22 protein-coding genes, 1 tRNA gene and 1 pseudogene are annotated in these 25,547 nt (G+C 67.7%); 7 read left to right on the top strand and 17 right to left on the bottom strand.

Annotated elements, in window-relative coordinates; genetic code table 11:
- The first annotated feature begins 12 nt into the window (after positions 1–12).
- Complete coding sequence (locus MMG85_RS12385) at positions 13–1,443, top strand: amino acid permease (protein WP_241046321.1); 1,431 nt, start codon at positions 13–15, stop codon at positions 1,441–1,443.
- Between the two features lie 80 nt (positions 1,444–1,523).
- Here the strand turns inward: MMG85_RS12385 and MMG85_RS12380 are convergent, their stop codons facing one another.
- Positions 1,524–1,853 (bottom strand): high-potential iron-sulfur protein, encoded by a 330-nt coding sequence (locus MMG85_RS12380; RefSeq protein ID WP_241046320.1) that lies wholly within the window; start codon positions 1,851–1,853, stop codon positions 1,524–1,526.
- Between the two features lie 114 nt (positions 1,854–1,967).
- Here MMG85_RS12380 and MMG85_RS12375 point away from each other — a divergent pair, with 114 nt between their 5' ends.
- The 4 genes from MMG85_RS12375 (at position 1,968) to MMG85_RS12360 (ending at position 5,000) form a co-directional block, all read left to right on the top strand.
- A complete protein-coding gene (locus MMG85_RS12375) occupies positions 1,968–2,609 on the top strand; it encodes a methylthioribulose 1-phosphate dehydratase (RefSeq protein WP_241046319.1) in 642 nt (213 codons plus the stop codon).
- Positions 2,610–2,706: 97 nt separating this feature from the next.
- On the top strand, positions 2,707–3,264 hold the full coding sequence (locus MMG85_RS12370) for an acireductone dioxygenase (protein WP_241046318.1): 558 nt from the start codon (positions 2,707–2,709) through the stop codon (positions 3,262–3,264).
- Positions 3,265–3,411: 147 nt separating this feature from the next.
- Positions 3,412–4,119: an acireductone synthase gene (gene mtnC / locus MMG85_RS12365; RefSeq protein WP_241046348.1), complete on the top strand. Its 708-nt coding sequence runs from the start codon at positions 3,412–3,414 to the stop codon at positions 4,117–4,119.
- An 8-nt stretch (positions 4,120–4,127) separates the two neighbouring features.
- Complete coding sequence (locus tag MMG85_RS12360; RefSeq protein WP_241046317.1) at positions 4,128–5,000, top strand: EamA family transporter; 873 nt, start codon at positions 4,128–4,130, stop codon at positions 4,998–5,000.
- 189 nt (positions 5,001–5,189) lie between these two features.
- Here the strand turns inward: MMG85_RS12360 and MMG85_RS12355 are convergent, their stop codons facing one another.
- The 12 genes and pseudogenes from MMG85_RS12355 to MMG85_RS12300 form a co-directional block, all read right to left on the bottom strand.
- The gene (locus MMG85_RS12355) at positions 5,190–6,059 is read right to left on the bottom strand and encodes a cupin-like domain-containing protein (protein WP_241046316.1); all 870 of its coding nucleotides are present in this window, start codon (positions 6,057–6,059) and stop codon (positions 5,190–5,192) included.
- A 1,441-nt stretch (positions 6,060–7,500) separates the two neighbouring features.
- Complete coding sequence (locus tag MMG85_RS12350; protein WP_241046315.1) at positions 7,501–8,082, bottom strand: YdeI/OmpD-associated family protein; 582 nt, start codon at positions 8,080–8,082, stop codon at positions 7,501–7,503.
- A gap of 2 nt (positions 8,083–8,084) precedes the next feature.
- A complete protein-coding gene (locus MMG85_RS12345; protein WP_241046314.1) occupies positions 8,085–9,668 on the bottom strand; it encodes a calcineurin-like phosphoesterase C-terminal domain-containing protein in 1,584 nt (527 codons plus the stop codon).
- Positions 9,669–9,848: 180 nt separating this feature from the next.
- A complete protein-coding gene (gene hisIE, locus MMG85_RS12340) occupies positions 9,849–10,475 on the bottom strand; it encodes a bifunctional phosphoribosyl-AMP cyclohydrolase/phosphoribosyl-ATP diphosphatase HisIE (RefSeq protein WP_241046313.1) in 627 nt (208 codons plus the stop codon).
- Positions 10,465–11,241 (bottom strand): imidazole glycerol phosphate synthase subunit HisF, encoded by a 777-nt coding sequence (hisF, locus tag MMG85_RS12335; protein ID WP_241046312.1) that lies wholly within the window; start codon positions 11,239–11,241, stop codon positions 10,465–10,467. The genes hisIE and hisF overlap by 11 nt, the downstream gene beginning before the upstream one ends.
- Positions 11,235–11,972 carry a 1-(5-phosphoribosyl)-5-[(5-phosphoribosylamino)methylideneamino]imidazole-4-carboxamide isomerase gene (hisA, locus tag MMG85_RS12330; protein ID WP_241046311.1) on the bottom strand — a complete coding sequence of 246 codons (738 nt, stop codon included), beginning with the start codon at positions 11,970–11,972 and terminating at the stop codon, positions 11,235–11,237. The genes hisF and hisA overlap by 7 nt, the downstream gene beginning before the upstream one ends.
- Entirely contained in the window at positions 11,969–12,571 is a 603-nt protein-coding gene (hisH, locus tag MMG85_RS12325; RefSeq protein WP_055942458.1) for an imidazole glycerol phosphate synthase subunit HisH, read from the bottom strand. Before hisH ends, hisA begins: the two co-directional genes overlap by 4 nt.
- Positions 12,568–13,641 (bottom strand): bifunctional histidinol-phosphatase/imidazoleglycerol-phosphate dehydratase HisB, encoded by a 1,074-nt coding sequence (gene hisB, locus MMG85_RS12320; RefSeq protein WP_055942455.1) that lies wholly within the window; start codon positions 13,639–13,641, stop codon positions 12,568–12,570. Before hisB ends, hisH begins: the two co-directional genes overlap by 4 nt.
- Positions 13,642–13,712: 71 nt before the next feature.
- A pseudogene (hisC, locus tag MMG85_RS12315) lies at positions 13,713–14,792 on the bottom strand (histidinol-phosphate transaminase); the annotation flags it as partial.
- Positions 14,789–16,102 (bottom strand): histidinol dehydrogenase, encoded by a 1,314-nt coding sequence (hisD, locus tag MMG85_RS12310; RefSeq protein WP_241046310.1) that lies wholly within the window; start codon positions 16,100–16,102, stop codon positions 14,789–14,791. The pseudogene hisC and the gene hisD, both read right to left, overlap by 4 nt.
- Positions 16,099–17,013, bottom strand: a complete 915-nt coding sequence (hisG, locus tag MMG85_RS12305; RefSeq protein WP_055942449.1) for an ATP phosphoribosyltransferase — start codon at positions 17,011–17,013, stop codon at positions 16,099–16,101. Before hisG ends, hisD begins: the two co-directional genes overlap by 4 nt.
- A gap of 7 nt (positions 17,014–17,020) precedes the next feature.
- A complete protein-coding gene (locus MMG85_RS12300) occupies positions 17,021–17,350 on the bottom strand; it encodes a YerC/YecD family TrpR-related protein (RefSeq protein ID WP_055942446.1) in 330 nt (109 codons plus the stop codon).
- 225 nt (positions 17,351–17,575) lie between these two features.
- Between MMG85_RS12300 and MMG85_RS12295 the strand changes: the two genes are divergently transcribed.
- The gene (locus MMG85_RS12295) at positions 17,576–19,402 is read left to right on the top strand and encodes a diguanylate cyclase (protein ID WP_241046309.1); all 1,827 of its coding nucleotides are present in this window, start codon (positions 17,576–17,578) and stop codon (positions 19,400–19,402) included.
- 177 nt (positions 19,403–19,579) lie between these two features.
- Here the strand turns inward: MMG85_RS12295 and MMG85_RS12290 are convergent, their stop codons facing one another.
- Both MMG85_RS12290 and hisS read right to left on the bottom strand, forming a co-directional pair.
- Positions 19,580–21,469 (bottom strand): aromatic amino acid ammonia-lyase, encoded by a 1,890-nt coding sequence (locus MMG85_RS12290; RefSeq protein ID WP_241046308.1) that lies wholly within the window; start codon positions 21,467–21,469, stop codon positions 19,580–19,582.
- 1 nt (position 21,470) lies between these two features.
- Positions 21,471–22,853: a histidine--tRNA ligase gene (gene hisS / locus MMG85_RS12285; RefSeq protein ID WP_241046307.1), complete on the bottom strand. Its 1,383-nt coding sequence runs from the start codon at positions 22,851–22,853 to the stop codon at positions 21,471–21,473.
- Positions 22,854–22,999: 146 nt separating this feature from the next.
- On the opposite strand from hisS, the gene MMG85_RS12280 reads away from it, so the two are divergent.
- Positions 23,000–23,076, top strand: a tRNA-Pro gene (locus tag MMG85_RS12280).
- A gap of 415 nt (positions 23,077–23,491) precedes the next feature.
- Here the strand turns inward: MMG85_RS12280 and MMG85_RS12275 are convergent.
- The gene (locus MMG85_RS12275) at positions 23,492–23,959 is read right to left on the bottom strand and encodes a DUF4145 domain-containing protein (protein ID WP_241046306.1); all 468 of its coding nucleotides are present in this window, start codon (positions 23,957–23,959) and stop codon (positions 23,492–23,494) included.
- Positions 23,960–24,275: 316 nt separating this feature from the next.
- Positions 24,276–25,538, bottom strand: coding sequence for a glutamate-5-semialdehyde dehydrogenase (locus MMG85_RS12270; RefSeq protein WP_241046305.1), 1,263 nt, complete (start codon positions 25,536–25,538; stop codon positions 24,276–24,278).
- Between the last annotated feature and the right edge of the window lie 9 nt (positions 25,539–25,547).

Genomic DNA, 25,547 nt, shown 5'->3' with positions numbered 1-25,547 from the left:
AGATCACGCACGATGCTCCGACAACTCCTGGCCACCAAGCACCCCCACGCCGCCCACGAAGACGCCGAAGGCCTCAGCCTGCGCCGCACGCTCGGCCCCTGGGGCCTGACCGCGCTCGGCATCGGCGCGGTGATCGGTGGCGGCATCTTCGTCATCACCGGCCAGGCCGCGGCCAACCACGCGGGCCCGGCGATCATGCTGTCGTTCGTGCTGGCCGCGCTCTGCTGCACCTTCTGCGCGCTGGCCTACGCCGAGTTCGCGGCGATGGTGCCGGTGTCGGGCAGCGCCTACACCTACACCTACGCCACGCTGGGTGAACTGGCCGCCTGGTTCATCGGCTGGATGCTGGTGCTGGAGTATGGCGTCTCCGCCTCGGCGGTGGCGGTCAGCTGGACCGGCTATTTCCTGAGCCTGCTGGAACACTTCAACATCTACCTGCCACAGGCGTTCGTCAGCGCACCGCTGGACGCGCAGCTGCGGCCCACCGGCGCCATCGCCAACGTGCCCGCCGCCATCATCGTGCTGCTGCTGACCTGGCTGTGCTACGTGGGCATCCGCAAATCGTCGGCGATGAACATGGCGATGGTGGTGCTGAAGACCGGCCTGATCGTGCTGGTGATCGTGGCCGGCTGGCAGTACGTGGATCCGGGCAACTGGGAACCCTTCATCCCCGCCAACGAAGGTCCGGGCAAGTTCGGCTGGGACGGCGTGCTGCGTGGCGCGGCGATGGTGTTCTTCGCCTACATCGGCTTCGAGGCGGTGTCGGTGGCGGCGCAGGAATCGCACCGTCCTCAGAAGGACCTGCCGATCGGCATGCTGGCCTCGCTCGCCATCTGCACCGTGCTGTACATCGCCATGGCCGCGGTGATGACCGGCCTGGTGCCCTACACCGCGCTCGGCACCGCCGAGCCGGTGGTGACCGCCGTCGCCGCGCACCCCGAACTGGGCTGGTTGCGGGTGACGGTGGAGATCGGCGCGCTGATCGGCCTGTCGTCGGTGGTGCTGGTGATGATCATCGGCCAGCCGCGCATCTTCATGATCATGGGCCGCGACGGCCTGCTGCCGCCGGTGTTCACCAAGATCCATCCGGAATACCGCACGCCGCACATCAACACGGTGATCACCGGCATCGGCATCGCCCTGCTGGCCGCGCTGTTCCCGCTCGACGTGCTGGGCGAACTGACCTCGATGGGCACGCTGATCGCGTTCGCGTCGGTCTGCATCGGCGTGCTGGTGCTGCGCCGCACCCAGCCCGACCTGCCGCGCCCCTTCCGCATTCCGATGGCCTGGCTGATCTGCACGCTGGGCGTGCTGAGCTGCCTGGCGCTGCTGTCGGCGATGACCGCCCACAACTGGATGCTGATGGCCGTGTGGACCGCCGTGGGCTTCCTGATCTACTTCGGCTACGGCTATCGCCACAGCCGCCTGGGCGGCAAGCGCTGAGTCCACCCGCTCAGGCAGCGGCATTGGGAAAAGCGCGGCGCTGCCGCGCTTTTTTTCCTGCACGCCTCAGAAGTGCAGGATCAGGGCTTCCTGGCCCAGGCGCTGCACCAGCCCTTCGCCGCCACCGAATTCTTCGGGAACAGCGTGCACGGACCGTAGGCCTGTGAGGCCGGCGCCTTGAAGAAGTTGCAGTTGGCGCAGTGGTCGCCGGCCTTGTGCTTGGGATGCTTCACGCCGCTGGCGTTCTCGGTATAGGCCAAGGCCTTGGCCGTCGGGTTGTTCGCGTCCAGTTTGGGGAGCGCGGCGGGTGCGGCGGCATCGGCGCGCATCGCGTGCCAGGCCAGCGGCGCCACGGCGGCGGCGGTCAGCGTGGTGGTGAGGAAGCGGCGGCGGGAGGCATCGTGGCTCATCTGGCGGGGTACCTGCGGGAAGGAGCCGGCAGTGTCCGACGCCCGCCCATCGCCCGCATTGCGCAGGATCAATCGCTGCCGGGCGAGATGGGAGGTTCCGCTAGAATGGCCGCCATGAACGCCCTGCCATACGACACCGACCAGTTGCGCGACCGCGCGCAGTCCATCATCGCCAACGTCCGCGAGCTGTCGCAGCTGGGCTGGACGCCGGCCACCAGCAGCAACTTCTCGCAGCGGCTGGACGAACGGCATGCCGCCATCACCGTGTCGGGCCGCGACAAGGGCCGGCTGGTGGAAGCGGACATCATGGTGGTCGACTTCGATGGCAAGGCCGTTGGCAGCGACCATCGTCCCTCGGCGGAAACCCTGCTGCACACGCAGCTGTACCGCCGCTACCCCGAGATCGGCTGCGTGCTGCACACGCATTCGCTGGTGCAGACGGTGGCCTCGCGGCTGTTCGCCGGGGCCGGGCACGTCCGGCTTGAGGGCTTCGAGCTGTTGAAGGCCTTCCACGGCAACAGCACGCACGAGATGGCGATCGACGTGCCGGTGTTCGCCAACACCCAGGACATGCCCACGCTGGCGGCGCAGGTCGATGCCCTGCTCGACCACCAGCCGCTGTGGGGCTACCTGATCGATGGCCACGGCCTGTACGCCTGGGGCCGCACGATGGCCGAGGCGCGCCGCCACCTGGAGGCGTTCGAGTTCCTGTTCGCGGCCGAACTGGAACTGCGCAAGCTCGGCTGCCGGCGTTGATAGCCGGCGGTTATCGCGGCATTCCGTTCCCGCAACGGGCCGCAGCGGCGGGTCTGGTAACCTAGCGGCCCCCTTCGCCGCCGCCCGCCCTGCCGCCATGAGCCGTCTGCGCATCTTCAGCGAATCCGACCCGGCCACGCCGGAGTTCGCCAGCTACGATCCCGATTTCATCGCCACCGAACTGAAGAAGATCGGCGTGACCTTCGAGCGCTGGAAGGCCACCAAGGCCATCGAACCGGGCGCGCCTGCGGAAGACGTGATCGAGGCCTATCGCGCCGACATCGACCGGCTGGTGGCCGAACGCGGTTTCAAGACCGTGGACGTGGTCAGCATCGCGCCGGACAACCCGCAGCGCGAGGCGATGCGCGCCAAGTTCCTGGACGAGCACTACCACAAGGAAGACGAGGTGCGTTTCTTCGTCGCCGGCTCGGGCCTGTTCACCCTGCACGTGGGCGACAAGGTCTATGAGGTCGAGTGCGTGCAGGACGACCTGATCGCCGTGCCCGACAGCACGCTGCACTGGTTCGACATGGGGCCGGAGCCGAGCTTCGTGGCCATCCGCTTCTTCACCGAGCCGGACGGCTGGGTGGGCCACTTCACCGGCACCACGCTGGCGCAGCAGTTTCCGCGCTACGACGGCCTTACCGAACCCTGAAGCCCCTCTCCCCGCGGGAGAGGGGTTGGGGTGAGGGTCCGGCGAAACGACGGCGTTGAACTGTCGTGCCAACGATCAGCGCCGGTCGCTTTCCCTGCCCTCGACACGCGCAGCGGAGCAAGCTCCGCTCTACAGGCCACCTTGAAGATCACCATGCCCGTTTCCGCCATCCTCACCGACATCGAAGGCACCACCAGCAGCATCTCGTTCGTGAAGGACGTACTGTTCCCGTACGCGCGCCGTGCCCTGCCCGGCTTCGTCCGCGAACACGGCCAGGAACCGGAGGTGCGCCGCTGGCTGGACGTGGTGGCCACCGAGCACGGCAGCATCTGCAGCGACGAGGTCATCGTCGAGACCTTGCAGGGCTGGATCGACCAGGACCGCAAGCACACGGCGCTGAAGGCGCTGCAGGGCATGATCTGGCAGGCCGGCTACCGCGATGCCGACTTCACCGCGCACATCTACCCCGATGCCGCCCCGGCGCTGCGCCACTGGCATGGCCAGGGTCTGCCGCTGTACGTGTACTCGTCCGGCTCGGTGCCGGCGCAGAAGCTGTTCTTCGGCCACAGCGATGCCGGCGACCTGACGCCGCTGTTCTCAGACTGGTTCGACACCGAGGTCGGCGGCAAGCGCGAGGCGGACAGCTACCGCGTGATCGCCGCGCGTATCGGCCTGCCGGCGGAAACGATCCTGTTCCTGTCGGATGTCGTCGAGGAACTGGACGCCGCCCGCGACGCGGGCCTGCAGACGTGCCTGATCGATCGCCTGGACGACTACCCGACGCCGCGCGAAGGCGATGCCGCGCACGGCCACCCACGGGTCGCCTCGTTCGCCGACATCCCACTTCCGCACTGAAGCCGCCCATGGCATCGCAACGCACGGCGACGCTCACCGGGCTGGCCGCGATCCTGCTGTGGGCGTCGCTGGCGGTGCTGACCACCGCCACCGGTGACCTGCCGCCGTTCCAGGTGCTGGCGATCGGTTTCGGCGTGGCGGCCGTGATCGGCCTGCTGCGGGCCGCATGGCGCGGACGCAGCGGACTTCGCGAACTGCGCCAGCCTGTTGCCGCGCTGGCCCTGTCCACGCTCGCGCTGTTCGGCTACCACGCGCTGTACTTCATCGCGTTGAAACGTGCGCCCGCGGTGGAAGCGAACCTGCTCAACTATCTGTGGCCGCTGCTGATCGTGGTGTTCGCCGGCCTGCTCGGCGGGGTGAGCGTGCGCCGCGGGCAGTGGATCGGCACGCTGCTGGGCCTGCTGGCGGCGGCGCTGCTGGTCACGCGCGGCAAAGGGCTGCAGGTGGACCCGGCGCATCTTCCCGGCTATCTGGCGGCGCTGGGAGCGGCGGTGATCTGGGCGGCGTATTCGGCCCTCAATCGCCGCTTCGCCGATGTGCCGACCGCGGCCATTACCGTCGCCTGCGCCGGCGTGGCGATACTGGGCGCGCTGTGCCACCTGCTGTACGAACAGACCGTTGCGCCTACCGCCCTGCAATGGGGCGTGCTGGTGGTGATGGGGATCGGGCCGGTGGGTGCCGCCTTCTGGCTGTGGGATCACGGCACCAAGCATGGCGACATCGCCCTGCTGGGCAGCCTGTCGTATCTGGCGCCCCTGCTGTCCACGCTGTTGCTGGTCGTGTCGGGCCGCGCACAGGCGCACCCGCTACAGGCTGTCGCGATCGCGCTGCTGCTGGCCGGCGCGTGGCTCAGCGTGCGGGCAAGCCGCTCGCCACGCTGAGAGCGATTCGCGTTCCGGCATCGCCGCCTGCGTTTGCCTAGACTGCGCGCCACGTCGCCCGCCAGCCCTTCGCCCGCCAGCCACGTGGACCTCACCCGCCAGCCCTCGCTCGCCCGCCCGCCGGGTTCCGCCGAAGCAAACGCCCCTCTCGAGGGGCGTTTTCGTTTGTGGACTGGACCGCGCCGGGCCTCAGCCGGCCAGCTTCCGCATCATCGACAGCAGCGGAAGCGCACGCGCCTTGGCCCCATCCAGATAGCGGTTGTGCCCTACCGGCGACGGCGCCACCCCGAGATGCCGCACCCGCTTGCGGATGCGGTGGTTGAACTGCATGGCCTGCGTCCAGCGCAGCGTCTCGTCGGTCTGGAAGAAGAACGACAGCGAGATCGACACGTCCTCGGCGCCGTTCCTGACGTAGTGCCCGGCGGTATACGGGATGTGCAGCGCATCGCCGGGACGGAAGTCGAACTTGATGGCATGCGCATCCAGGTCCTCGTGCCACGGCGCCTGCACGTCCTCGCGATCCATGTAGGCCTCGCAGATGTCCACCGGCACGATGTCCGGGCGGAAATTCGGGAACACCGCCACTTGCTTGCTGCCGCGGATCTGCATCAGCACGTTCGAGTACCGGTCGAAATGGAACGGCGTCATCGCATTGGGCGAGGCGATGAACAGCCACATGCGCGGCTCGTGGATCGCCTGCGAATTGCCGCTCTCGCGCTGCAGTTCGGTCATCTCGGCGCGCAGCGACTCGTACAGGTCGCGGAACGCCGGATGGTCGACCGGGTCGCGCACCGCGATGTAGGAGTTGGAGGTGCGGATCGTCTCGATGGTCTCGCGCAGGCTCAGGCCATTGCCATGCTCCAGGTGCGCGCGGTCGAAGTTGATCGACAGGTCGGAGAGACCCTTGGAATAGGCGATGTTCTCGGGACGCAACTGCGGCAGCGACGCCGCCAGCCCTTCCATCGTCAGTGCCGGATGGTCCAGCAGGTGGTGCTTGAAGGTGAACGGAGCACGGTCCAGCTTGCCCACGGGCAAGCCGGCATCGAAACACTTGGACATGAAACCCCCTGTTGCCGCCCCCCTGGCGACATCAGGATATTCCACGTCAAAACATGCGGGAACCGGCCAAACCGTCGAATGAGCTCCGTCATCCCGGCGGCTTAAACAGACGCACGTCTGGTCAAGCCGGGACCCAGCGGCTTGCGTTGCTGTCATGCACGGAAACCGAAAGGCACTGGGTCCCGGCCTGCGCCGGGATGACGATTCCCACATCGTCCCAGCGGCTTTCAACAGACGCACGTCTGGTCACGCTGGGACCCATCTTGCTCTTGCATCCAGCATCGCGGCGCGCACGGGCAATGGATTCCAGCGTTCGCTGGAATGACGGACCTGAGGGCGAATCGATCCCTCTACCGTCATCCCGGCGGCTTAAACAGACGCGCGTCTGGTCAAGCCGGGACCCAGCGGCTTGCGTTGCTGTCATGCACGGAAAGCAAAAGGCACTTGGTCCCGGCCTTCGCCGGGATGACGGTTCCTACGCCGTCGTCCCAGCGAAAGCTGGGACCCATCTTGCTCTTGCTTCCAGCATCGCGGCACGCACGGGCAATGGATTCCAGCTTTCGCTGGAATGACGGGACTGGGGGCGAAGGAGTTCCGTCATCCCGGCGAAAGCCGGGACCCAGCGGCTTGCGTTGCGGGCATGCGCAGAAAGCAAAAGGCACTGGTTCCCGGCCTGCGCCGGGATGACGGTTCCCACATCGTCGTCCCAGCGAACGCTGGGACCCACCTTGCTCTTGCATCCAGCATCGCGGTGCGCACAGGCAATGGATTCCAGCGTTCGCTGGAATGACGGAACTGGGGGCGAAGGAGCTCCGTCATCCCGCGAAAGCCGGGACACAGCGATTTGCGTTGCTGTCATGCACGGAAACCGAAAGGCACTGGGTCCCGGCCTGCGCCGGGATGACGGTTCCCACGTCGTCGTCCCAGCGGCTTTCAACAGACGCACGTCTGGTCACGCTGGGATCCATCTTGCTCTTGCATCCAGCATCGCGGCTCGCACGGGCAATGGATTCCAGCGTTCGCTGGAATGACGGGATTGGGAGGGAGTCGATCACCCTGCCGTCATCCCGGCGGCTTAAACAGACGCACGTCTGGTCAAGCCGGGACCCAGCGGCTTGCGTTGCTGTCATGCACGGAAAGCAAAAGGCACTGGTTCCCGGCCTGCGCCGGGATGACGGTTCCCACATCGTCGTCCCAGCGAACGCTGGGACCCATCTTGCTCTTGCACCCAGCATCGCGGCTCGCAAGGGCAATGGATTCCAGCTTTCGCTGGAATGACGGACCTGAGGGCGAATCGATCTCTCTAACGTCATCCCAGCGAACGCTGGGATCCATCTTGCTCTTTGCATCCAGCATAGGGACTCGCATCGGCAATGGATGCGGGCGTTCACTGCAACGATGGGATCACATACAAAACCAAACGCCGTTCCGGAGCAGCCGCTCAGCCGTGGATCTTCTCGCCCCGCGCGAGCATGGCCACCAGCTTGTCCACCCTCGCCCGCTTCGTTTCCGGCTTCACCGCCGTCTGCACGCGCCAGCACACCGCATAGCGGTTGGTCCTGTCCAGGCTGTCGAAGAAGGCTTTCGCTTTGCGATGCTTGGCCAGCGCCAGGGCCTTTGTCAGCTCGGGGGGCACGTCCATCGACTTCGCGCCGTCATACGCGGCATCCCAACGTCCATCGGCCTTCGCCGCCTCGACTTCGCGCAGTCCGGCCGGCCGCATGCGACCGGCGGCGGTGAGCGTCTCGATCTTCGCCACGTTGATCTTCGACCAGGTACTGCGCGCACGCCGTGGCGTGAAGCGCTGCAGGAAGAACTGCGCGTCGAGCCCCTTCTTCTGCCCGTCGATCCAGCCATGGCACAGCGCAACGTCCAGTGCCTCGGCATAGGTCACCGAGGGGATGCCGGCCTGCTTCTTGGCGATCTTCAGCCACACGCCGGCGGATTCGGGATGCCGTTCCAGCCAGCGCTCCCAGGTGGCGGCATCCGCGAAATGTTCGACCGGGAGTTCGGGCGTGGCCATGTTCAGGGCTCCGCGTGCTGCAAGCGATACGTGGTGTGGGCGGTCGTCTCGCCACGCCAGCGGTCGAAGGCGCGTACTTCGATGCGGTGTTCGCCTTCGGCCAGGTCGGTGGGCAATGCGCCGCGCCAAAGATGGTGCGAGGGCTCGGCTTCCGGCGAGCGATCGTATCCGCGTAACGCATCGGCAAGGTCGTCGCGCATGTTCTCGACAAGCAGCGATGGATCGGGCTGTTCGACGCGCTTCATCGCCTTCCACTCGCCACCGTCGATCCGGTACTCGACGCGCGTGTCGGCTTCTCCCATGTAGACATTGGCGTAGACGCCCCATGCCGGATAGGCGCCCTTGCGCAGGACCTTCGGTGCATGCAGGCCGATGCCGCTGTCACCGGACGCGCGGGCCGGATGCCACGACAAGGCATAGTCGCCACCGGCGTTCACGCGCAGCCGTGCGTAGCCGTTCGGCGTGCCGTCGGCCATGGTGGAAACCGGGATGCCTTGCGCGTCCTTGACGCCGGACCAGTACGCGCCGCAGGCGGCGCCGACGTTGTATTCGTGCAAGGGCTGCGCGCCGTGCCAGCCGGTGGCGGCATCGTGGTACCAGTGCCGCTGCGTGTGGGTATGGCCGCTCAGCAGCAGGACGTGCGGAAAATCCGCCAGCAACGCAAACAGGCGCTCGCGGTCCGCCGCACGGAACCCGCGCGCGCCTTCCTCGAAGAACGGGATATGCACGCCGATCACCAGCAGCCGGTCCTTGCGGACGGTAGGCAGATAGGCCTGCAGGAAAGCGAACTGGTCCTCGCGCAGTCCGCCGACGTAGGACGGCGACTTTCCCGGCTGGTAGATGATGTCGTCCAGTCCGATGAAGGTCAGCGCGTCCTCTTCCCAGGCGAACGTGTCCGGGCCGAGATGGTGGCGGAAGGTGCGCAGCGAATCCTCGTCGCCGGCGGCATCGAAATCGAGATCGTGGTTGCCCGGAACGAACAGCCACGGCACCTGCAGGCTCATCGTCGTGCGCAGCATCGCCGGGTACAGCGACAGGTCGTCGTTGACGATATCGCCCAGCGTCAGCCCCAGCGACGCACCATGCTGGCCTACCAATGGCTGCACGATGTCGCGCCAGTAGTAGTCCACGTCCTGCAAGGAACTCGTCTGGCTGTCGGCAAGCAGCAGCGCCTCGAATGCGCCATCGTCCGCCGCCGCCACGCGCGGACGCAAGGCGAAATCCCTGCAACCAGGCTGGCGTTGCGGAATGCCGCCGAACTTCAATGCAGGACCGGCGTGGTACTGCCGGTTGTGCCAGAAGTCGGGCATGCCGTCCGGCCGCATCGACAGGTCGTAGCCGGCAGGCTTGATGACGAAGAGCGTGCGGCCGTCTTCATACGGCACGTCGTACCCGCCGTTCGCGTCGGTCGTGGACAGCCGCACGCCGTCGGAGACCTTCACGCCGGGGATGCCGGGCTCGCCGGCATCGCGCACGCCGTTGCCGTTGCGGTCCTCGAAGACCTGGCCGCTGCTGCACGGTGGCGGCAGCGCGTGGGCGGGAACGGTCAGCAACGCCAGCAGAACAGCAATCAACGGGGCGCGCATGGCGGCTCCAGCGAGAACGACACGCGGATTATGGCGCAGCGTCGGCTTGTCTGTAGGAGCGACGTGAATCGCGACCGCACGGTCGGATCCGATGTGGTGCTCCGTCGCCCGATGCGCCTGCATATGGCGCTTCTTTCGTGCGGTCGCGACTCACGTCGCTCCTACAGCACGGCGACATGCTTACGTGGCCGCATGCCGCCCGCGCAGCACCTCGACAGCATCGGCCAGCGACAGGCCGCGTGCGCGCAGCAGCACGGTCAGGTGGTACAGCAGGTCGGCGCTTTCGCCGAGCAGGGCGGTATCGTCCTGCGCTACGCCTGCCAGCGCGGTCTCCACGCCCTCTTCGCCGACCTTCTGCGCGATCCGCCGCACGCCACCTTCGAATAGCCGCGTGGTGTAGCTGTCCGCCGGGCGTTCGCGCTCGCGCTGTGCGATCAGGGCGTCGAGTTCGGACAGGAACGCCGACGGTGCCGCCGGGAAACAGCTGGGCCGCTGCAGGTGGCAGGTAGGGCCCTGCGGATGGGCGAGCACCAGCAGCGTGTCGTCGTCGCAGTCGACATCGACCGATACCAGCTCCAGCACGTGGCCGGAGCTTTCGCCCTTGGTCCACAAGCGCTGCTTGCTGCGGCTGAAGAAGGTCACGCGACCGCTCGCCAGCGTGGCGTCGAGCGCTTCGCGGTTCATGTAGCCCAGCATCAGCACGCGCATTGTGGCCGCGTCCTGCACGATCACCGGCAGCAGGCCATCGCCCTTGGCCCAGTCCAGGCGCGCCGGATCGAACGCCGCTTGTTGTCTGTCAGTCGCCACGTCGTACCTCGATGCCCTGCCCTGCCAGGGCCTGCTTCAATGCCGGAATCCGGATCTGCCCGCTGTGGAACACACTGGCCGCCAGCGCGCCATCCACATCCGCCTGCGTGAATACCTCAGCGAAATGCTCAACCTCGCCCGCACCACCGGACGCGATCAGCGGCACGCCGCACACCGCGCGCACGGCCCGCAGCTGCACCAGATCGTAGCCGCGCCGCACGCCATCCTGGTCCATGCAGTTGAGCACGATCTCGCCGGCACCCAGCTGCTGTGCCTGGACCACCCAGTCGAGCGTGCGCAGGCCGGCGCCCTGCATCTTCGACGGGTCGCCGGTATAGCGGCGCACGCGCCACTCGCCATCCGCTTCGAGGATCGAGTCGACGCCGACCACCACGCATTGCACGCCGAAGGCCTCGGCCAGCTCGCCGATCAGTGCCGGACGCTCCAACGCCGGCGTATTGACCGACACCTTGTCGGCGCCGCTGTACAGCACGCGGCGTGCGGTCTCCACGTCGCGGATGCCGCCGGCCACGCAGAACGGGATGTCGAGCAGGCGCGACACGCGTTCGATCCACGCACAGTCCACCGAACGTCCCTCGGGACTGGCGCCAATGTCGTAGAACACCAACTCGTCCGCGCCCTCGTCGCGATAGCGCAGCGCCAGCTCGGCGATATCGCCCATGTCCACGTGGTCGCGGAACTTCACGCCCTTGACCACCCGCCCGTCGCGCACGTCCAGGCACGGAATGATGCGCCGGCTCAACATGCCAGCGCCTCCGGCAGGGCGAAGCGGCCTTCCAGCAGCGCGCGTCCCAGCACGATGCCGGCGCAACCCGCTTCGCGTGCGCCCTCGACATCGGCGACCGCGCTGACACCACCGGAGGCCTGCACGGCCAACGACGGCACGGTGTCGTGCAGGTAGGCGTACAGCGCCAGGTTGGGGCCGGTCAGCATGCCGTCGCGGGCGATGTCGGTGCACAGCAGATGGCGAAGACCGGCCGCGGCGTAGCGCGTGGCGAGTTCGTCCAGGGTTTCCGATGCGGTCTCGGTCCAGCCATGTACCGGCAGGCGCCAGATGCCGTCGTGGTCGCAGCGCGTGTCGAGTGCCACGGTGATGCGCTCGCTGCCGAACTCGGCCAGCCAGGACAGCACGGTCTCCGGTTCGCGCACGGCCAGTGAACCGACCACCACGCGCTGCGCACCGGCATCGAGGATGCGGGCCACGTCGTCGCGCTGGCGCACACCGCCGCCGGTCTGCACCTTCAGCGCGGTCTCGCGGGCGATGTCGGCCAGCAGCGGGGCCAGCGTGTAGCCGCCGGCACGGGCCGCATCCAGGTCGACCAGGTGCAGCCACTCGGCACCCTGCTCGGCATAGCGCTGCGCCACGTCGAGCGGCGCGCCTTCATAGCGCGTCTCGCGCGCATAGTCGCCCTGCGCCAGGCGCACGACACGGCCATCGCGCACGTCGATGGCGGGATAAACGGTGAAACCGGTCATTGCAGTCCGTACTCGATGAAGTTCTTCAGCAGCCGCGCGCCGACGGCGCCCGAACGCTCGGGGTGGAACTGGGCGCCGGCCACGTTGCCCCGCTGCACCACCGCGGCGAAACGCTGGCCGTGTTCGCTGCTGCACAGGCAGTCGTCGTCGACCGGCGCCGCGTAGCTGTGGACGAAGTAGGCATGGTCGCCGTCGGCGATGCCGTCCAGCAGGGAGGCGTCGCGGGTGCGCTGCAGGGTGTTCCAGCCCATGTGCGGCACGCGTATGCCGGGCGCGGCCGGCAGCTTGCGCACGCGGCCAGGCAGCAGGCCCAGGCAGGCGGTGTCGTCTTCCTCGGAATGGGCGAACAGCAGTTGCACGCCGACGCAGACGCCGAGCAACGGCCTGTCCAGCGTGCGCAGCACGTCGACCAGGTCCAGTTCCTGCAGCCGCGCCATGCAGACGGCCGCCGCACCGACGCCGGGCAGGATCACCCGGTCCGCCGCGCGGATCGTCGCCGCGTCGCCGGTCAGTTCCGCGTCCACACCGAGGCGCTGCAGGGCGTAGCGCACCGAGCCGATATTGGAGCCACCGGCGTCGACCAGCACGACCTTCGTCACAGCGCCCCCTTGGTCGACGGCAGGTCGGCGCCTTCGCGCTTCACCGCCTGGCGCAGCGCACGCGCGAGCGCCTTGAAACTGGCCTCGACCTTGTGGTGGTCGTTGTCGCCTTCCACCTTCAGGTTGAGGTTCAAGCCGGACGCGTCGCAGAGCGAACGGAAGAAGTGCGGCACCAGTTCGGTCGGCAGGTCGCCGACGCGCTCGCGGCGGAACTCGCCGCTGAAGACGAAGTACGGCCGTCCGCTGAAATCCAGCGCGGCGCTGGCCAGCGTTTCGTCCATCGGCAGGGTGAAGCCGTAGCGGCCGATCCCGCGCTTGTCGCCCAACGCCTCCTTCAGCGCCTGGCCCAGCGCCAGGCCGGTGTCCTCGACGGTGTGGTGCTCGTCGATGTGCAGGTCGCCCTCGGCGCGCACATCCAGCGCAAAGCCGCCGTGCTTGCCGATCTGTTCCAGCATGTGGTCGAAGAACGGCAGGCCGGTCTTGGCGACCGGCTCGGCAACGCGGTCCAGGTCCACCTCGACGCGGATCTTCGTTTCCTTCGTGTTGCGCTGGACGACCGCGCGACGCGGCGCATCCGCCAGCTCGTGCGCGATGCCGGCCCAGTCCCACTCGCCGCCGAACTGCGCGGTCTTCAGTTGGAAGCCGCGGATCTTCAGGTTGTCGGCGAACTGGATGTCGGTCGGCCGGTCGCCGACCATGCCCGAGCGCGCCCAGTCGATGCTGCGGTCCTGCAGGTACGGCACCATCAGGCCGATGCCGGGCTTGCGGGTGGGCTTGTTCTCGTGCGGCCAGCTTTCGTCGATCAGCACGTCGCGGAAGCGGATACCCTGGCTCTCGAACACCTGCATCATCAGCGCCTGCGGGCCGTCGAAGCTGGCGCGCGGATACTGCTCGCTGCCCAGCCCGTCCTGGTTGCTGACGATGACGAACTGGTAGCCGGCGTCGCGCAGCTTCAGCAGCGCCGGGATGACGCCGGCGACGAAGCGCACCTTCTCGTACGCATCGATCTGGAAGTCCTCGGGCTCCTCGATCAGGGTGCCGTCGCGGTCGATGAAGAGGATGGGAGTCATGACAGGATGTCGGTAGGGGAGGCTTCTGGCGCGTTTGCGGACACGGTCGGGGCCGGAGCCGGAGCCATTCCAGCAACGGCGATACTCGCGTTCAGCGCCGACAGCACGCGGTCGTTCTGTTCGGGCGAGCCGACGGTGATGCGCAGTGCATCGCCGAGTTGCGGCGCGGCACGCTGGTCGCGCACCACCACGCCGGCGGCGAGCAACGCACGGAATGCGCCTTCGGCGTCATCGAAGCGTGCCAGCAGGTAATTGCCCTGCGAGGGGTAGACGCGACGCACGCCGGGAATCCGCGCCAATGCGTACTGCAGCCGCTCGCGCTCGCGACGCACCGTGGCCACCCGCTCACGCGTCTGTGCGAGCGCGGCGTCGGACAGGCCTTCCAGCGCCAGGTCGGCACAGGGCGTGGGCACCGGATACGGCGCCTGGCAGCGCTGCAGCACACCGATGATGTCCGTGTGGCCGATCACCACGCCGATGCGCGCGGCGGCCAGCGCATGCGCCTTCGACAGCGTGCGCAGCACGGCGATGTTGGCGTGCGTGTCCAGCAAGGTGGTCGCCGAGGCGCCATCGGCGAACTCGCCATACGCCTCGTCCACCACCACCAGCGCCTTGCCCTGCAGTGCCTGCGCGAGGGCGGCGATCCGGGCCAGCGGGATCGCCGAGCCGGCGGGGTTGGACGGCGAGCACAGGAACACCAGTTTCGCGCCCTGCGCCAGCGCCGCCTCTCGGATCGCGTCCAGGTCGGCCGCAAGACCGGCCTCGCCATCCACCAGCGGCACCTCCACCACGCGCGCGCCTTGCAGGCGTGCACAGACCACGTACATGCCGAACACTGGCGGCGTGACGACGATCGCGTCCTGTCCCGGCACGCACAGCGCGCGCACCAGCAGGTCGATGGCCTCGTCGCTGCCGCGGCCCACCAGCAGGTTCTCCGCCGCGACGCCGTAGAGCTGCGCCAGCCGTGCGCGCAGTGCGGGCGGCTGCGGATCGGGATAGCGGCGGCTGCGGCCCTGCCCGTCCGCCGGGTTGGCCCAGGCCGACTCGTTGGCGTTCAACCACACATCGCCACGCAGCGCTTCGCTGCGCGCGGACTTGTAGCCGGCGAACCCGCGCAGGTCCGGGCGGACCAGGGAAAGGACATTGCTCATGCGGCCGCCTTGCGCAGGCGCAGCGCCACGGCGTTGGCATGCGCATCCAGTCCTTCGGCGCGCGCGAGGGTCAGTGCGCACCCGCCGATGGCGGTAATGCCGGCACGGCTGGCCGACTGCACGCTGACGAAATTCTGGAAGCTGGCCACGCTCACGCCGCTGTACGCACGCGCGGCGCCGCCGGTCGGCAGCACGTGGTTGGTGCCGCTGCAGTAATCGCCCAGCGCTTCCGGCGTGTAATCGCCGAGGAACACCGAACCGGCCGCCTCCACCTTGTCCAGCCAGGCGCGCGGCTCGCGCAGCGCCAGGATCAGGTGCTCCGGCGCGTAGCGGTTGCTGATGGCGAAGGCGTCATCGAGCGTGGCGACCTTGACCAGGCGCGAGGCCGACAGCGCCTGCCGGGCGATGTCGGCACGGTCGAGCGCGGCGAGCTGGGTGGCGAGCTCGGCCTGCACGCGTTCGATCAATCCGTCGTCGTCGGACAGCAGCAGCACCTGTGAATCCGGGCCGTGCTCGGCCTGCGACAGCAGGTCGGCGGCGATGAAGGCCGCATCCGCGCCGGCATCGGCGATCACCAGCACTTCCGACGGACCGGCCGGCATGTCGATAGCCGCGGCGCCAGTCTGCGCGATCTGCCGCTTGGCTTCGGTCACGTAGCTGTTGCCGGGGCCGAACAACTTGTCGCACGCCGGCACACTCTCGGTGCCGAATGCCATCGCCGCAATCGCCTGCGCACCGCCCAGCTTGAACACCCGGCGCACGCCGGTCAGCTGCGCGGCCACCAGCACCGCCGGATCGGCGGTGCCGTCGCGGCGCGGCGGCGTGCACAGCACCACCTCACGGCAGCCGGCCAGGCGCGAGGGAACACCCAGCATCAGCGCCGTCGACGGCAACGGGGCACTTCCTGCCGGCACGTACAGGCCCACGCGCGGGATCGGCAGGATCATCCGCTCGCAGACCACGCCCGGCGCGGTTTCCACCGCGTAGGGCTGTGCCATGCCGGCGCGGTGGAAGGCTTCGATGCGCTCCGCCGCCTCCTGCATCGCCTGCCGCAGATCGGCGGGCACGGCGGTGTGCGCGGCCGCGAACTCCTCTTCGCTCACTTCAAACATGGCGAGTTCCACGCCATCGAAGCGCGCGGTGACGTCGCGCAGCGCCGCGTCACCGCGCGCCTGCACATCGGCGATCAGGCCGGCGACGGCATCACGCGTACGTTGCGCGACGGTCTGCACCGGCCGTGCGAGCAAGCCCTCGCGTGCCACATCGTCCAGCGCATTCCAGTCGTAAACGGGAGCAGGCGACGCGGTCATGCCAGCGACCTCTCGACCGACAGCACCATCAGGCCCTGCGCACCGGCGCGCTGCAGTTCCTCCAGCCGCTGCCAGGTGACCGCCCCGTGGCACATCGCCTGCAACGAGAGGGGACCGTCTTCGCCACCGGGCAGCGTCACCAGACCTTCGCTGTCGGTCAGCAGCCGCGACAGCGCCGGCACCGTGTCGCGCTCGGCGCGGAACATCAGCAGCTTGCTGTCCTTGAGTTTCATCACGCCGTCGAGCCGGCGCAGCAGCATGTCGGCCAGGCCGGCGCGGGCATCGTCGAACTCGCGCGCCGGACCCGCGAGCACCGCCTCGCTGTCGAGCAGGGTTTCCACCGGCTTCAGCTGGTTGGCCGCCAGCGTGGCGCCGCTGGACACCAGATCGCAGATCAGGTCCGCCGTGCCCAGCTTGGGCGCGATCTCCACCGAGCCGGACAGTTCCACCACCGCCGCATCGATGCCGCGCGCCTGCAGCCATTGCCGCAGGACGGACGGATAACTGGTGGCGATGCGCAGGCCCTGCAGCTGCTGCGGACCTTCCCACTCCCAGCTGTCGGGCACCGCCAGCATCAGCCGGCAACTGCCGAAGCCCAGCGGGCGCAGTTCGCGGTAGGCCTGCGGCAGGCCGAGCAGCGCGCGCTCGCCGGCCTGTTCGTCCAGTTCGTTGCGGCCGACGATGCCGAAATCGCAGACGCCGTCGGCGATCAGGCCAGGGATGTCGTCGTCGCGCACCAGCAGCAGGTCGACCGGCAGGGATTCGCCGTAGCAGAACAGCTTGTCGCGGCTCTCGCGCCAGCTCAGGCCGCAGGCGGCCAGCAGCGTGCGCGCCGGCTCGGCCAGCCGCCCGCTCTTCTGGATGGCGATACGCAGACGCTCGCGCGTCGCGGGGGTCAGGGAGGGACTCATGGGGTACTCAGTGGGAAGCGGAGGACGCGGCGGCCTGCTGGCGCTGGACGGCGGTGGCATAACCACCCGCCCCCCGCTCCAGCGTGCGCGCGACGCGGCCGATGGTGGTCACGCTGACCTGGGTCAGGTCGTGGATCTCGCGGTACGGCACGCCTTTCAGCAGCAGCGGCACCACCCGCCAGCGGTCGGACATGGCTTCGAGCTCGGCCGGGGTGCAGAGGTCTTCGAGGAAGGCCCGCACCTCGTCCGGCCGGTCCAGCGCGGACAGGGCTTCGGACAGCGCCTGCACCGGGCCGGCGGCGGGATCCGCTGCTTCGTGGGGGAAACGGCGCTTCATGCGGAACTCGTGATCCAATGTATTAATGCGCTAGTACATTAATCCGATTGCTGCAAAGCGTCAACCCGCCTGTCTGGATCGCGCCGCCGATTGCGTTGTCTCGGACAGACAGACGGGGGACCGCAATGGACTGGAGCGGACAGGGACGATGAGTACACTGCCAAGGACGCCCGAAGGCCCGACCGGAAACCCCGGCGGCCGCGACGGCACCCCGGGGGGACGGGCATGACGGCATCAGGCACTTCGCCATTCGCGCGCCACAGGCTGGCGGGCTGGCTCCTGCTGCTCGCCTTGTTTCCCCTGCTGGCCGCTGCCGGCACGCCCGCCCGCATCGCGCCCGACGCCAGCTACCTGCCGCTCGCGCCGCAGACCACCTACCTGCACGATGCCGGGGGCGCCACGACCGTCGAAGGCGCCACGCGCCAGCTGGCCGAAGGCCGCTTCTCGCCGCTGCCCGACGGCGACGCGTCGTTCGGCTTCCAGACCGGCGCCTTCTGGTTCCACGTCGGCGTCACCAACGAGAATCCGCACGAACAACGCTGGCTGCTGGTGCAGCAGTACGCGCTGAGCGATCGCATCGATGTCTACGCGCGCTATCCCGACGGACGCGTCGTTCACCACGTGGGCGGCGACACGTTCCCGTTCGAGCAGCGCAGCATCCGCTACCGCCATCCCAACTTCTGGCTCGACCTGCCGACCGGCGAACAGGTGGACCTGCTGGTGCGCGTGCAGAGCCAGAGCTCGATGCAGGTGCCGCTGTTCCTGTACACGCCCACCGCGTTCGCCGAACTCTCGCGCGACGGCCAGCTGGGCATCGGCATCTACTACGGCATCCTGCTGGCGCTGTTCTTCTACAACCTGGTGCTGTGGCTGGTGCTGCGCGACGGCAGTTATTTCTGGTACCTGTTCCACATCACCGCGTTCGGGCTGGTGCTGTTCACCCTGAACGGGCTGGGCTTCGAATACTTCTGGCCGCATTCCACCTGGCTGGCGGACAAGGCGGTACCGCTGTCGGTCTGCCTCGCGCAGATCGGCATGCAGCAGTTCTCGCGCACCTTCCTCGACCTCAACACACGATGGCGATGGGGCGACCGCATCAGCAAGGCGATCATCGCGTTCTTCGTGCTGCTCGGCATCGCCGCCACCCAGCTGCCCTACCACGTGGCCACGCCGATCGCCTCGGCGGCGGTGTTCCCCAGCATCGTCTGGATCGCCGTGGTCGCGCTGGTGGTGGTGCGCAGCGGCTACCGGCCGGCGAAGGTGTTCCTGCTGGCGTGGGCGATGTTCCTGCTGGGCACCGGCATCTTCGTGGCGCTGGCGTTCGGCCTGCTGCCCAAGACCTTCCTGACCGAGTACGGCGTGCAGATCGGCTCGGCGCTGGAGATGCTGCTGCTGTCGGTCGCACTGGGCTACCGCTACGCCGCCCTGCGCAACGAGAACGAGCGCATCGTGCGCCAGGCCAAGACCTCGCTGGAGGCGCAGGTCATCGAGCGCACCGGCGAACTGCGCCAGGCGATGTCCGAACTGGAAAGCGCCCACCACCGGCTGCGCGAATCCAGCCGCCTGGATGGCCTGACCGACCTGTACAACCGCACGCATTTCCGCGAGGCGTTCGAGCACCTGCTGTCGCAGTCGCGCAATTCGCAGCGGCCGATCTCGCTGCTGATGATCGACCTGGACCACTTCAAGCGCATCAACGACACCTACGGCCACCTGGTCGGCGACGACTGCCTGCGCTGCACGTCCAACACCCTGGCTGAAACGCTGCGGCCGCATGGCGCGCTGCTGGCCCGGTTCGGTGGCGAGGAGTTCATCGCCGCCCTGCCCGGCATGGGCCTGGGCGAAGCCAGCGTGGTGGCCGAGGAACTGCGCCAGGCGCTGCGCGCCGCGCCCTGCCGCAGCGGCACGCTGGAGATCGCCGTGTCGGCCAGCATCGGCGTGCACTGCGTCGACCTGGAAGCCCGCGACAGCCTGGAATCGGCACTGCAGGTCGCCGACCAGGCGCTGTACGCCGCCAAGGCCGAAGGGCGCGATTGCGTGCGGACGTTGTAGGGCGTGGGGCCCCGCTGTAGGAGCGACGTAAGTCGCGACCGTACACCCCAACCGCACGGAACTCCCGCCAAACCACGGAACCGGACGCAGCACCTTCGCTGGCTGCCCCTTTCATCAGGACAGCATTGTTTTCTAGGTCGCGACTGACGTCGCTCCTACAGCACCCTGCCCTCCGACTCAGCGGCTGCGCACCGCCGCCAGGATCTCGCCCGACTCCACCAGCCGCACGGCGGTGGCCACTTCGCCATCCAGCGCGCGGTCGCGTTCCAGGAACGGGATCTTCGCGCGGATTGCGGCATGCGCGGCCGCCACCGCGTGACCGGGATGGAAGGCGTCGCTGGACGCCAGCGCGGCGCGCAGCGCTTCGACTTCCGCCAGGAAGACCTCACGTCCGTCCGCACCCGGCTGCGGGCCACCGGCCACCTTCACCGCCAGTCCTTCGGCATCGGTGCGATCGGACAGCGCACGCGCCGCGTTGATCATGTCGCGGCGCAGGTCCAGCGCCTGCGCGGCGGTGTACAGCTCCAGCGCCAGCACCTTGCCCAGGTCCTGCACCATCGCCAGCACATGGCGTGCCTCGTTGGCGCCCATCGACACGTGGTCTTCCGCGTTGGCGCTGGTCGGCACCGAGAACACGCTGGCCGGATGCGCGCGGCTGGCCAGGTCGTTGACGATGGCCGCCGCCGAGTACTGCACGATCATGTGGCCCGACTCGGTGCCGTCCTCGTTGCCGATCAGGAACGCCGGCAGGCCGTCGTTGGTGGCCGGATCGACCAGCTTGTTGAGGCGGCGCTCGGAGATCGAGGCCAGCGTGGGAATGGCCGCCTTCACGTAGCTCATGGCCAGCGCCAGCGGCATGCCGTGGAAGTGGCCGGCGGAGATCACCTGCTCCTCGACGTGCGCGGCCTGCTTGTCGGGGAACACCAGCGGATTGTCGGTGACCGCGTTGAGTTCGATTTCCAGCACGCGCCGGGCCTGCTCGACCGCGTCGCGCACGGCGCCATGCACCTGCGGGATGCAGCGCAGCGAGTAGCTGTCCTGCGGCTGGTGCTTCTTGCCGCCGCGGAACGGCATGAAGCGGTCGTAGAACTTCTCGCGGCCGTGGCGCTGGTCGGTCGGCACCCAGTCCCAGCCGATGTCGAAGCGCAGCGCCTGCGCCTCGGCGGTGTCCCAGCTGCGCGGCAGCCACGGGCGGAACTTCGGCACCAGGTGGTAGGGAATGTCGGCCAGCGTGGAGCCGTCCAGCAGCTCGCGCAGGCGCGCGGCCACGTGCACCTGGCCCGGGTGCGGGCGCAACGCATGGACCTCTTCGGCGAAGGCGCCCAGGCGGCCGGCGAAGGCGTCGATGGTCATCGCGGCGGCCACGTCGGCGGTGTCCAGCAACTGGTCCAGCCGGTAGGTGGCCAGCACGCCCATCGCCAGCATCTGCGCGGTGCCGTTGTTCAGCGCCAGGCCTTCCTTGTACGACAGCGTGACCGGCGACAGGCCGGCGCGCCGCAATGCGTCCGCGCCGGCGATGCGCTCGCCCTCGTAGAAGGCCTCACCACCGCCCAGCAGCACGATGGCCAGGTGCGACAGCGGTGCCAGGTCGCCGGAGGCGCCGACCGAGCCCAGCGACGGCACCACCGGCACGATGCCGGCGTTGAGCATGGCCGCCATCGCCTGCAGCGTCTCCACGCGGATGCCGGAGTGGCCCTTCAGCAGCGTGTTGATGCGGATGCCGAGCATGGCGCGGACGATCTCCGGCGCCATCGGCTCGCCCACGCAGACCGCATGGGTGACGATCAGGTTGTACTGCAGCTCTTCGTGCAGCGAGCGCCCGGACTTCACCGCGCCCGGCAGTTCATCGCGCAACGGATGCGCGCCGAGCAGCTTGTCGGCGTTGCTGCCGAAGCCGGTGGACACGCCGTAGATCGGCTCTTCGCGGCGCACCTGTTCGGCCAGGAAATCGGCGGCACGCGCCACCGCCTTCAGCGCGCCCTTGTCCAGCTCGACGCTGGCCCCGAACGCGATCTCGACCAGCTTGTCGCGGGTCAGCGATGCGCCATCCAGCAGGATCGGTTTCATGTCAGCGCCCCGCCAGTGCGCGGGCCTGTTCCAGCTCCACTTTCAGGCTGCTGGCCAGTTCCTCGCGCGTCACTTCGAACTGCTGCTCGCGCTGCAGGTCCTTGACCGTCACCACGCCGCGCGCACGTTCGTCCTCGCCCACCAGCACCACGAAGCGGATGCCGGCACGCGAGGCGTACTGGAACTGCTTGGCCAGCTTGCGGCCTTCCATCTGCACTTCGGTGTTGATGCCGGCCGCACGCAGGCGGCGCGCGATGTCGAGCGACTCGGCCAGCTGACCGTCGTCCATCAGGGCGACCATGGCCTGCACGCTGCTCTCGTCGCTGCCGGCGATCAGGCCGGCCTCGCGCAGCTGCCAGAACAGGCGGGTCAGGCCGATCGAGATGCCCACGCCCGGCAGCTTGGACTTGGTGTAGTGGCTGGCCAGGTCTTCGTAGCGGCCGCCGGAGCAGATCGAGCCGATCTGCGGGTAGCCGTCCAGCTGGGTCTCGTAGACGGTGCCGGTGTAGTAGTCCAGGCCGCGGGCGATGGAGAAGTTCAGGCAGTACGCGCTTTCAGGCACGCCCAGCGCCTTGACCAGGTCCAGCACTTCGCGCAGTTCGGCGATGCCCTGGTTGAAGGTGTCGCTGCCCTGCCCCAGCGCTTCCAGTCGCGACAGCGCGTCGGCATGGCCGCTGCTGCGCACGGCGACGAAGTCGAGGATGCGGTCCACGCTGTCGGCCGACATGCCGAAGCCTTCACCGGTCAGCGTCTCGCGCACGTAGTCGGCGCCGCGCTTGTCCAGCTTGTCGACCTCGCGCAGCACCAGCGCCTGCTGTTCGCCGTCGGTGACGCCCTGTGCCTCGAAGAAGCCGCGCATCAGCTTGCGGTTGTTGAGCTGGATGGTGAAGTCGCCGATTCCCAGCTCGCTGAAGACGGCATGGATGACGGCCAGGATCTCGGCGTCGAAGCGCACGCTCAGCGCGTCCTTGCCGATCACGTCGATGTCGCACTGGTAGAACTCGCGGAAGCGGCCGCGCTGGGCGCGTTCGCCGCGGTAGACGCGCTGGATCTGGTAGCGGCGGAAGGGGAAGGTCAGTTCGTGTTCGTGCTCGGCCACATAGCGGGCCAGCGGTACGGTCAGGTCGAAACGCAGGGCCAGTTCGGGCAGGCCTTCGCCTTCCTTGGCCAGGGCGCCCGTGGACTGGACGAAGTAGACCTGCCGTTCGGTCTCGCCGCCGGACTTGGTCAGCAGGGTCTCGGACAGTTCGAAGACGGGGGTTTCCACCGGCAGGAAGCCGAAGCGCTCGTAGTTCCGGCGGATGGTGTCCAGCATGCGCTGGAAGGCGATCTGCTCGCGCGGGAGCAGCTCCATGACGCCAGGCGGGGTACGGGGCTTGATCAAGGGAGACTCCGGCTTTCGTGAACGGCACATTTTACGTGCCCGCCGCAGCCCCCGCAGCTTTTGCGGGGTCCGGCCGGGACGGAAGTCCGACCCCGCATCGAAGTCTTGCCTCGGCCCGGCGGCTTCACTACAATGTCGCGCTCAGTCGGGGTGTAGCTCAGTCTGGTAGAGCGCTACGTTCGGGACGTAGAGGTCGCAGGTTCGAATCCTGTCTCCCCGACCAATAGATTCAGCGTGTTACGACGAAACCGCCCTAGTGGCGGTTTTTTTGTGCCTGCATAGTTCTGATATTCCACGGGTCGCCGTGCAGGCGATGGTCGTGCGAGGCTCGGTTCGATTCCTATTTCCGGCACCTCAAGTGAGTCACTCAGGCGGCTTGAGGTTCAAATCCCTCTCTCTCCGCCACCAGGCCTTATCCCCTACCGCTGATGTGGAGGCAATAGGTTGGGGTGAGCTTGTGAACCCCAACACCAGGAGATATCCGCGTATCGATGTTGGGCTTCACTCCGATCACCCCAACCTATGCGCTGCGGAAAGAACGGCCTGCGCCCATGCAGCCCACTCGTCCGGTTTCAACCCGCTCCAATCCAAATAGAAGCAGTAATCCACAAAGAATGTCCTTTTCGTTCACGCCGGACCTACGGCGCCGGAGCTTTCTTTGCATCTGCTGCAGCGACAACTGCCTTCATCCTTACTTCGCGCTCATGGCGGCCGACGTACCACTCACTCAGCAATGTCTCAACTAGGGAAATCATCAGATTGGCCTCATTAGGATCGACATCAACAATCAAATTAATGTCCTTCTCCATGTGCGCCCCTATGTTCCCAAGTCTCCTTACCGCATCAATAGCTTCCCACGTCAATGGATCGGTCTCGTCCTTGATGGCGTCGATCTCATCAACGAGTCGGCCAGGCTTGACCTTCCAATAGTCCCTAATCACGCCCTGTAAACAGCGGCGCGCCAGAGTTGCGGCCGCCTTCGGACTACCCTCCGAAATAAGGCAGGCCTCGACGTAATCGGCACGAATTGCGGCAGGAATGTAGTCTGGAAATGGCTTCGCACCGCCCTCTGGATAGAGACGCCATTCCTTCAGCTCTTTGTCCAACGATTGCCCTCCATCCCATTTCCACGACCACATTGCCACCCACGACGTCGGCTTTCTGCACGACGGATTCGGACAGACATGGAAAACAGAACGGACTGCGAGTTGTCCAATCGAGTTCTCAAAGTTCAAGAAGTGCGTACTCACCGTCCTGCGCTCTTTCGTGATGGTCACGTAGTTGTTGCAGTGAGTGCACTGCCACTCAATCTCAGGCATTGACCTTCCCCTCCGCTTTGGCCCCTAGAGTCAGCCTAGCAGACCCGGACCATAGGTCGGGGTGAGCCTGCGAACCCCAACATCTGCATCCGTAAAAAAAGCTTCAGCCAAGCAGATCCGGATGCCGCACCTGCCCCTCCCCACGCACCACAAACCGCTCCACCGTCAGCGCCTCCAGCCCCATCGGGCCATACGAATGCAGCCGCGTGGTGGAGATGCCGATCTCCGCGCCCAGCCCCAACTCACCGCCATCGGAGAAGCGCGACGAGGCGTTGACCATCACCACGGCTGACCGCAAGGCGTTGAGGAATTTCTCCGCATGCGCCGCATCGCGGGTGACGATGACCTCGGTATGGTCTGACGTATAGCGGCGGATATGGGCGATGGCGGCGTCCAGGTCGTCGACCACACCAATCGCGATCACCAGATCGAGGAACTCCGCGGCGAAATCCTCGTCCGTCGCGGCGAGCGCATCCGGCATCAATGCCCTGGCTGCCGCATCCGCCCGCACCTCGACACCCCGCGCACGCAGCGCCTCGGCCGCGCGCGGCAGGAACGTCGGCGCGATGTCGCGATGCACCAGCAACGTCTCCAGCGAATTGCAGGCCGACGGCCGCGACACCTTGCCGTCCAGCAGCAGCGCCAGCGCCAGGTCCTCGTCCGCACCGGCGTCCACGTACTGGTGGCAGACGCCCTTGTAGTGCTTGATGACCGGCACCCGCGCGTGTTCGGCAACGAAGCGGATCAGCCCCTCGCCACCGCGCGGGATGACCAGATCGATTACCTCGCTGAGCTGGATCAGCTCCAGGATGGTCTCGCGGCGCAGGTCCTCGACCAGCGTCAGCACCGCGTCCGGCAGGCCGGCCTCGCGCAGGGCGCGCTTCAACGCCGCCGCGATGGCGGTGTTGGAATGGATCGCCTCCGACCCACCGCGCAGGATCACCGCGTTGCCGGCCTTCAGGCACAGCCCCGCCGCATCGGCGGTGACGTTCGGCCGCGCCTCGTAGATCATCGCGATCACGCCCAGCGGCACGCGCACGCGTTCGACATGGATGCCGTTGGGACGGTCATAGGCGCGGGTCACCTGCCCCACCGGGTCCGGCAGCTCCGCCACCTCGCGCACGGCGGCCGCGATGCCATGCAGGCGCGCCGTATCCAGCCGCAGCCGATCCAGCATGGCGGTGCCGGTGCCTTTCGCCGCCGCAGCCTCCAGGTCGCGCGCATTGGCCGCCAGGATCGCGGCTTCGTCGGCCAGCAGCGCATCGGCCATCGTACGCAGCAGCGTGTTCTTCTCCGCCGTCGGCAGGCCCGCGATGGCGGTGGCCGCGTCGCGGCATTGCAGCGCCAGCATCTTGATGTCGGTCATGCGACCTCC

Source organism: Pseudoxanthomonas sp. LH2527 (genome assembly GCF_022539275.1).
Lineage (GTDB): Bacteria > Pseudomonadota > Gammaproteobacteria > Xanthomonadales > Xanthomonadaceae > Pseudoxanthomonas_A.
Note: the sequence above shows the minus strand (reverse complement) of the source record. Positions and strands in the feature narration are given on the sequence as shown.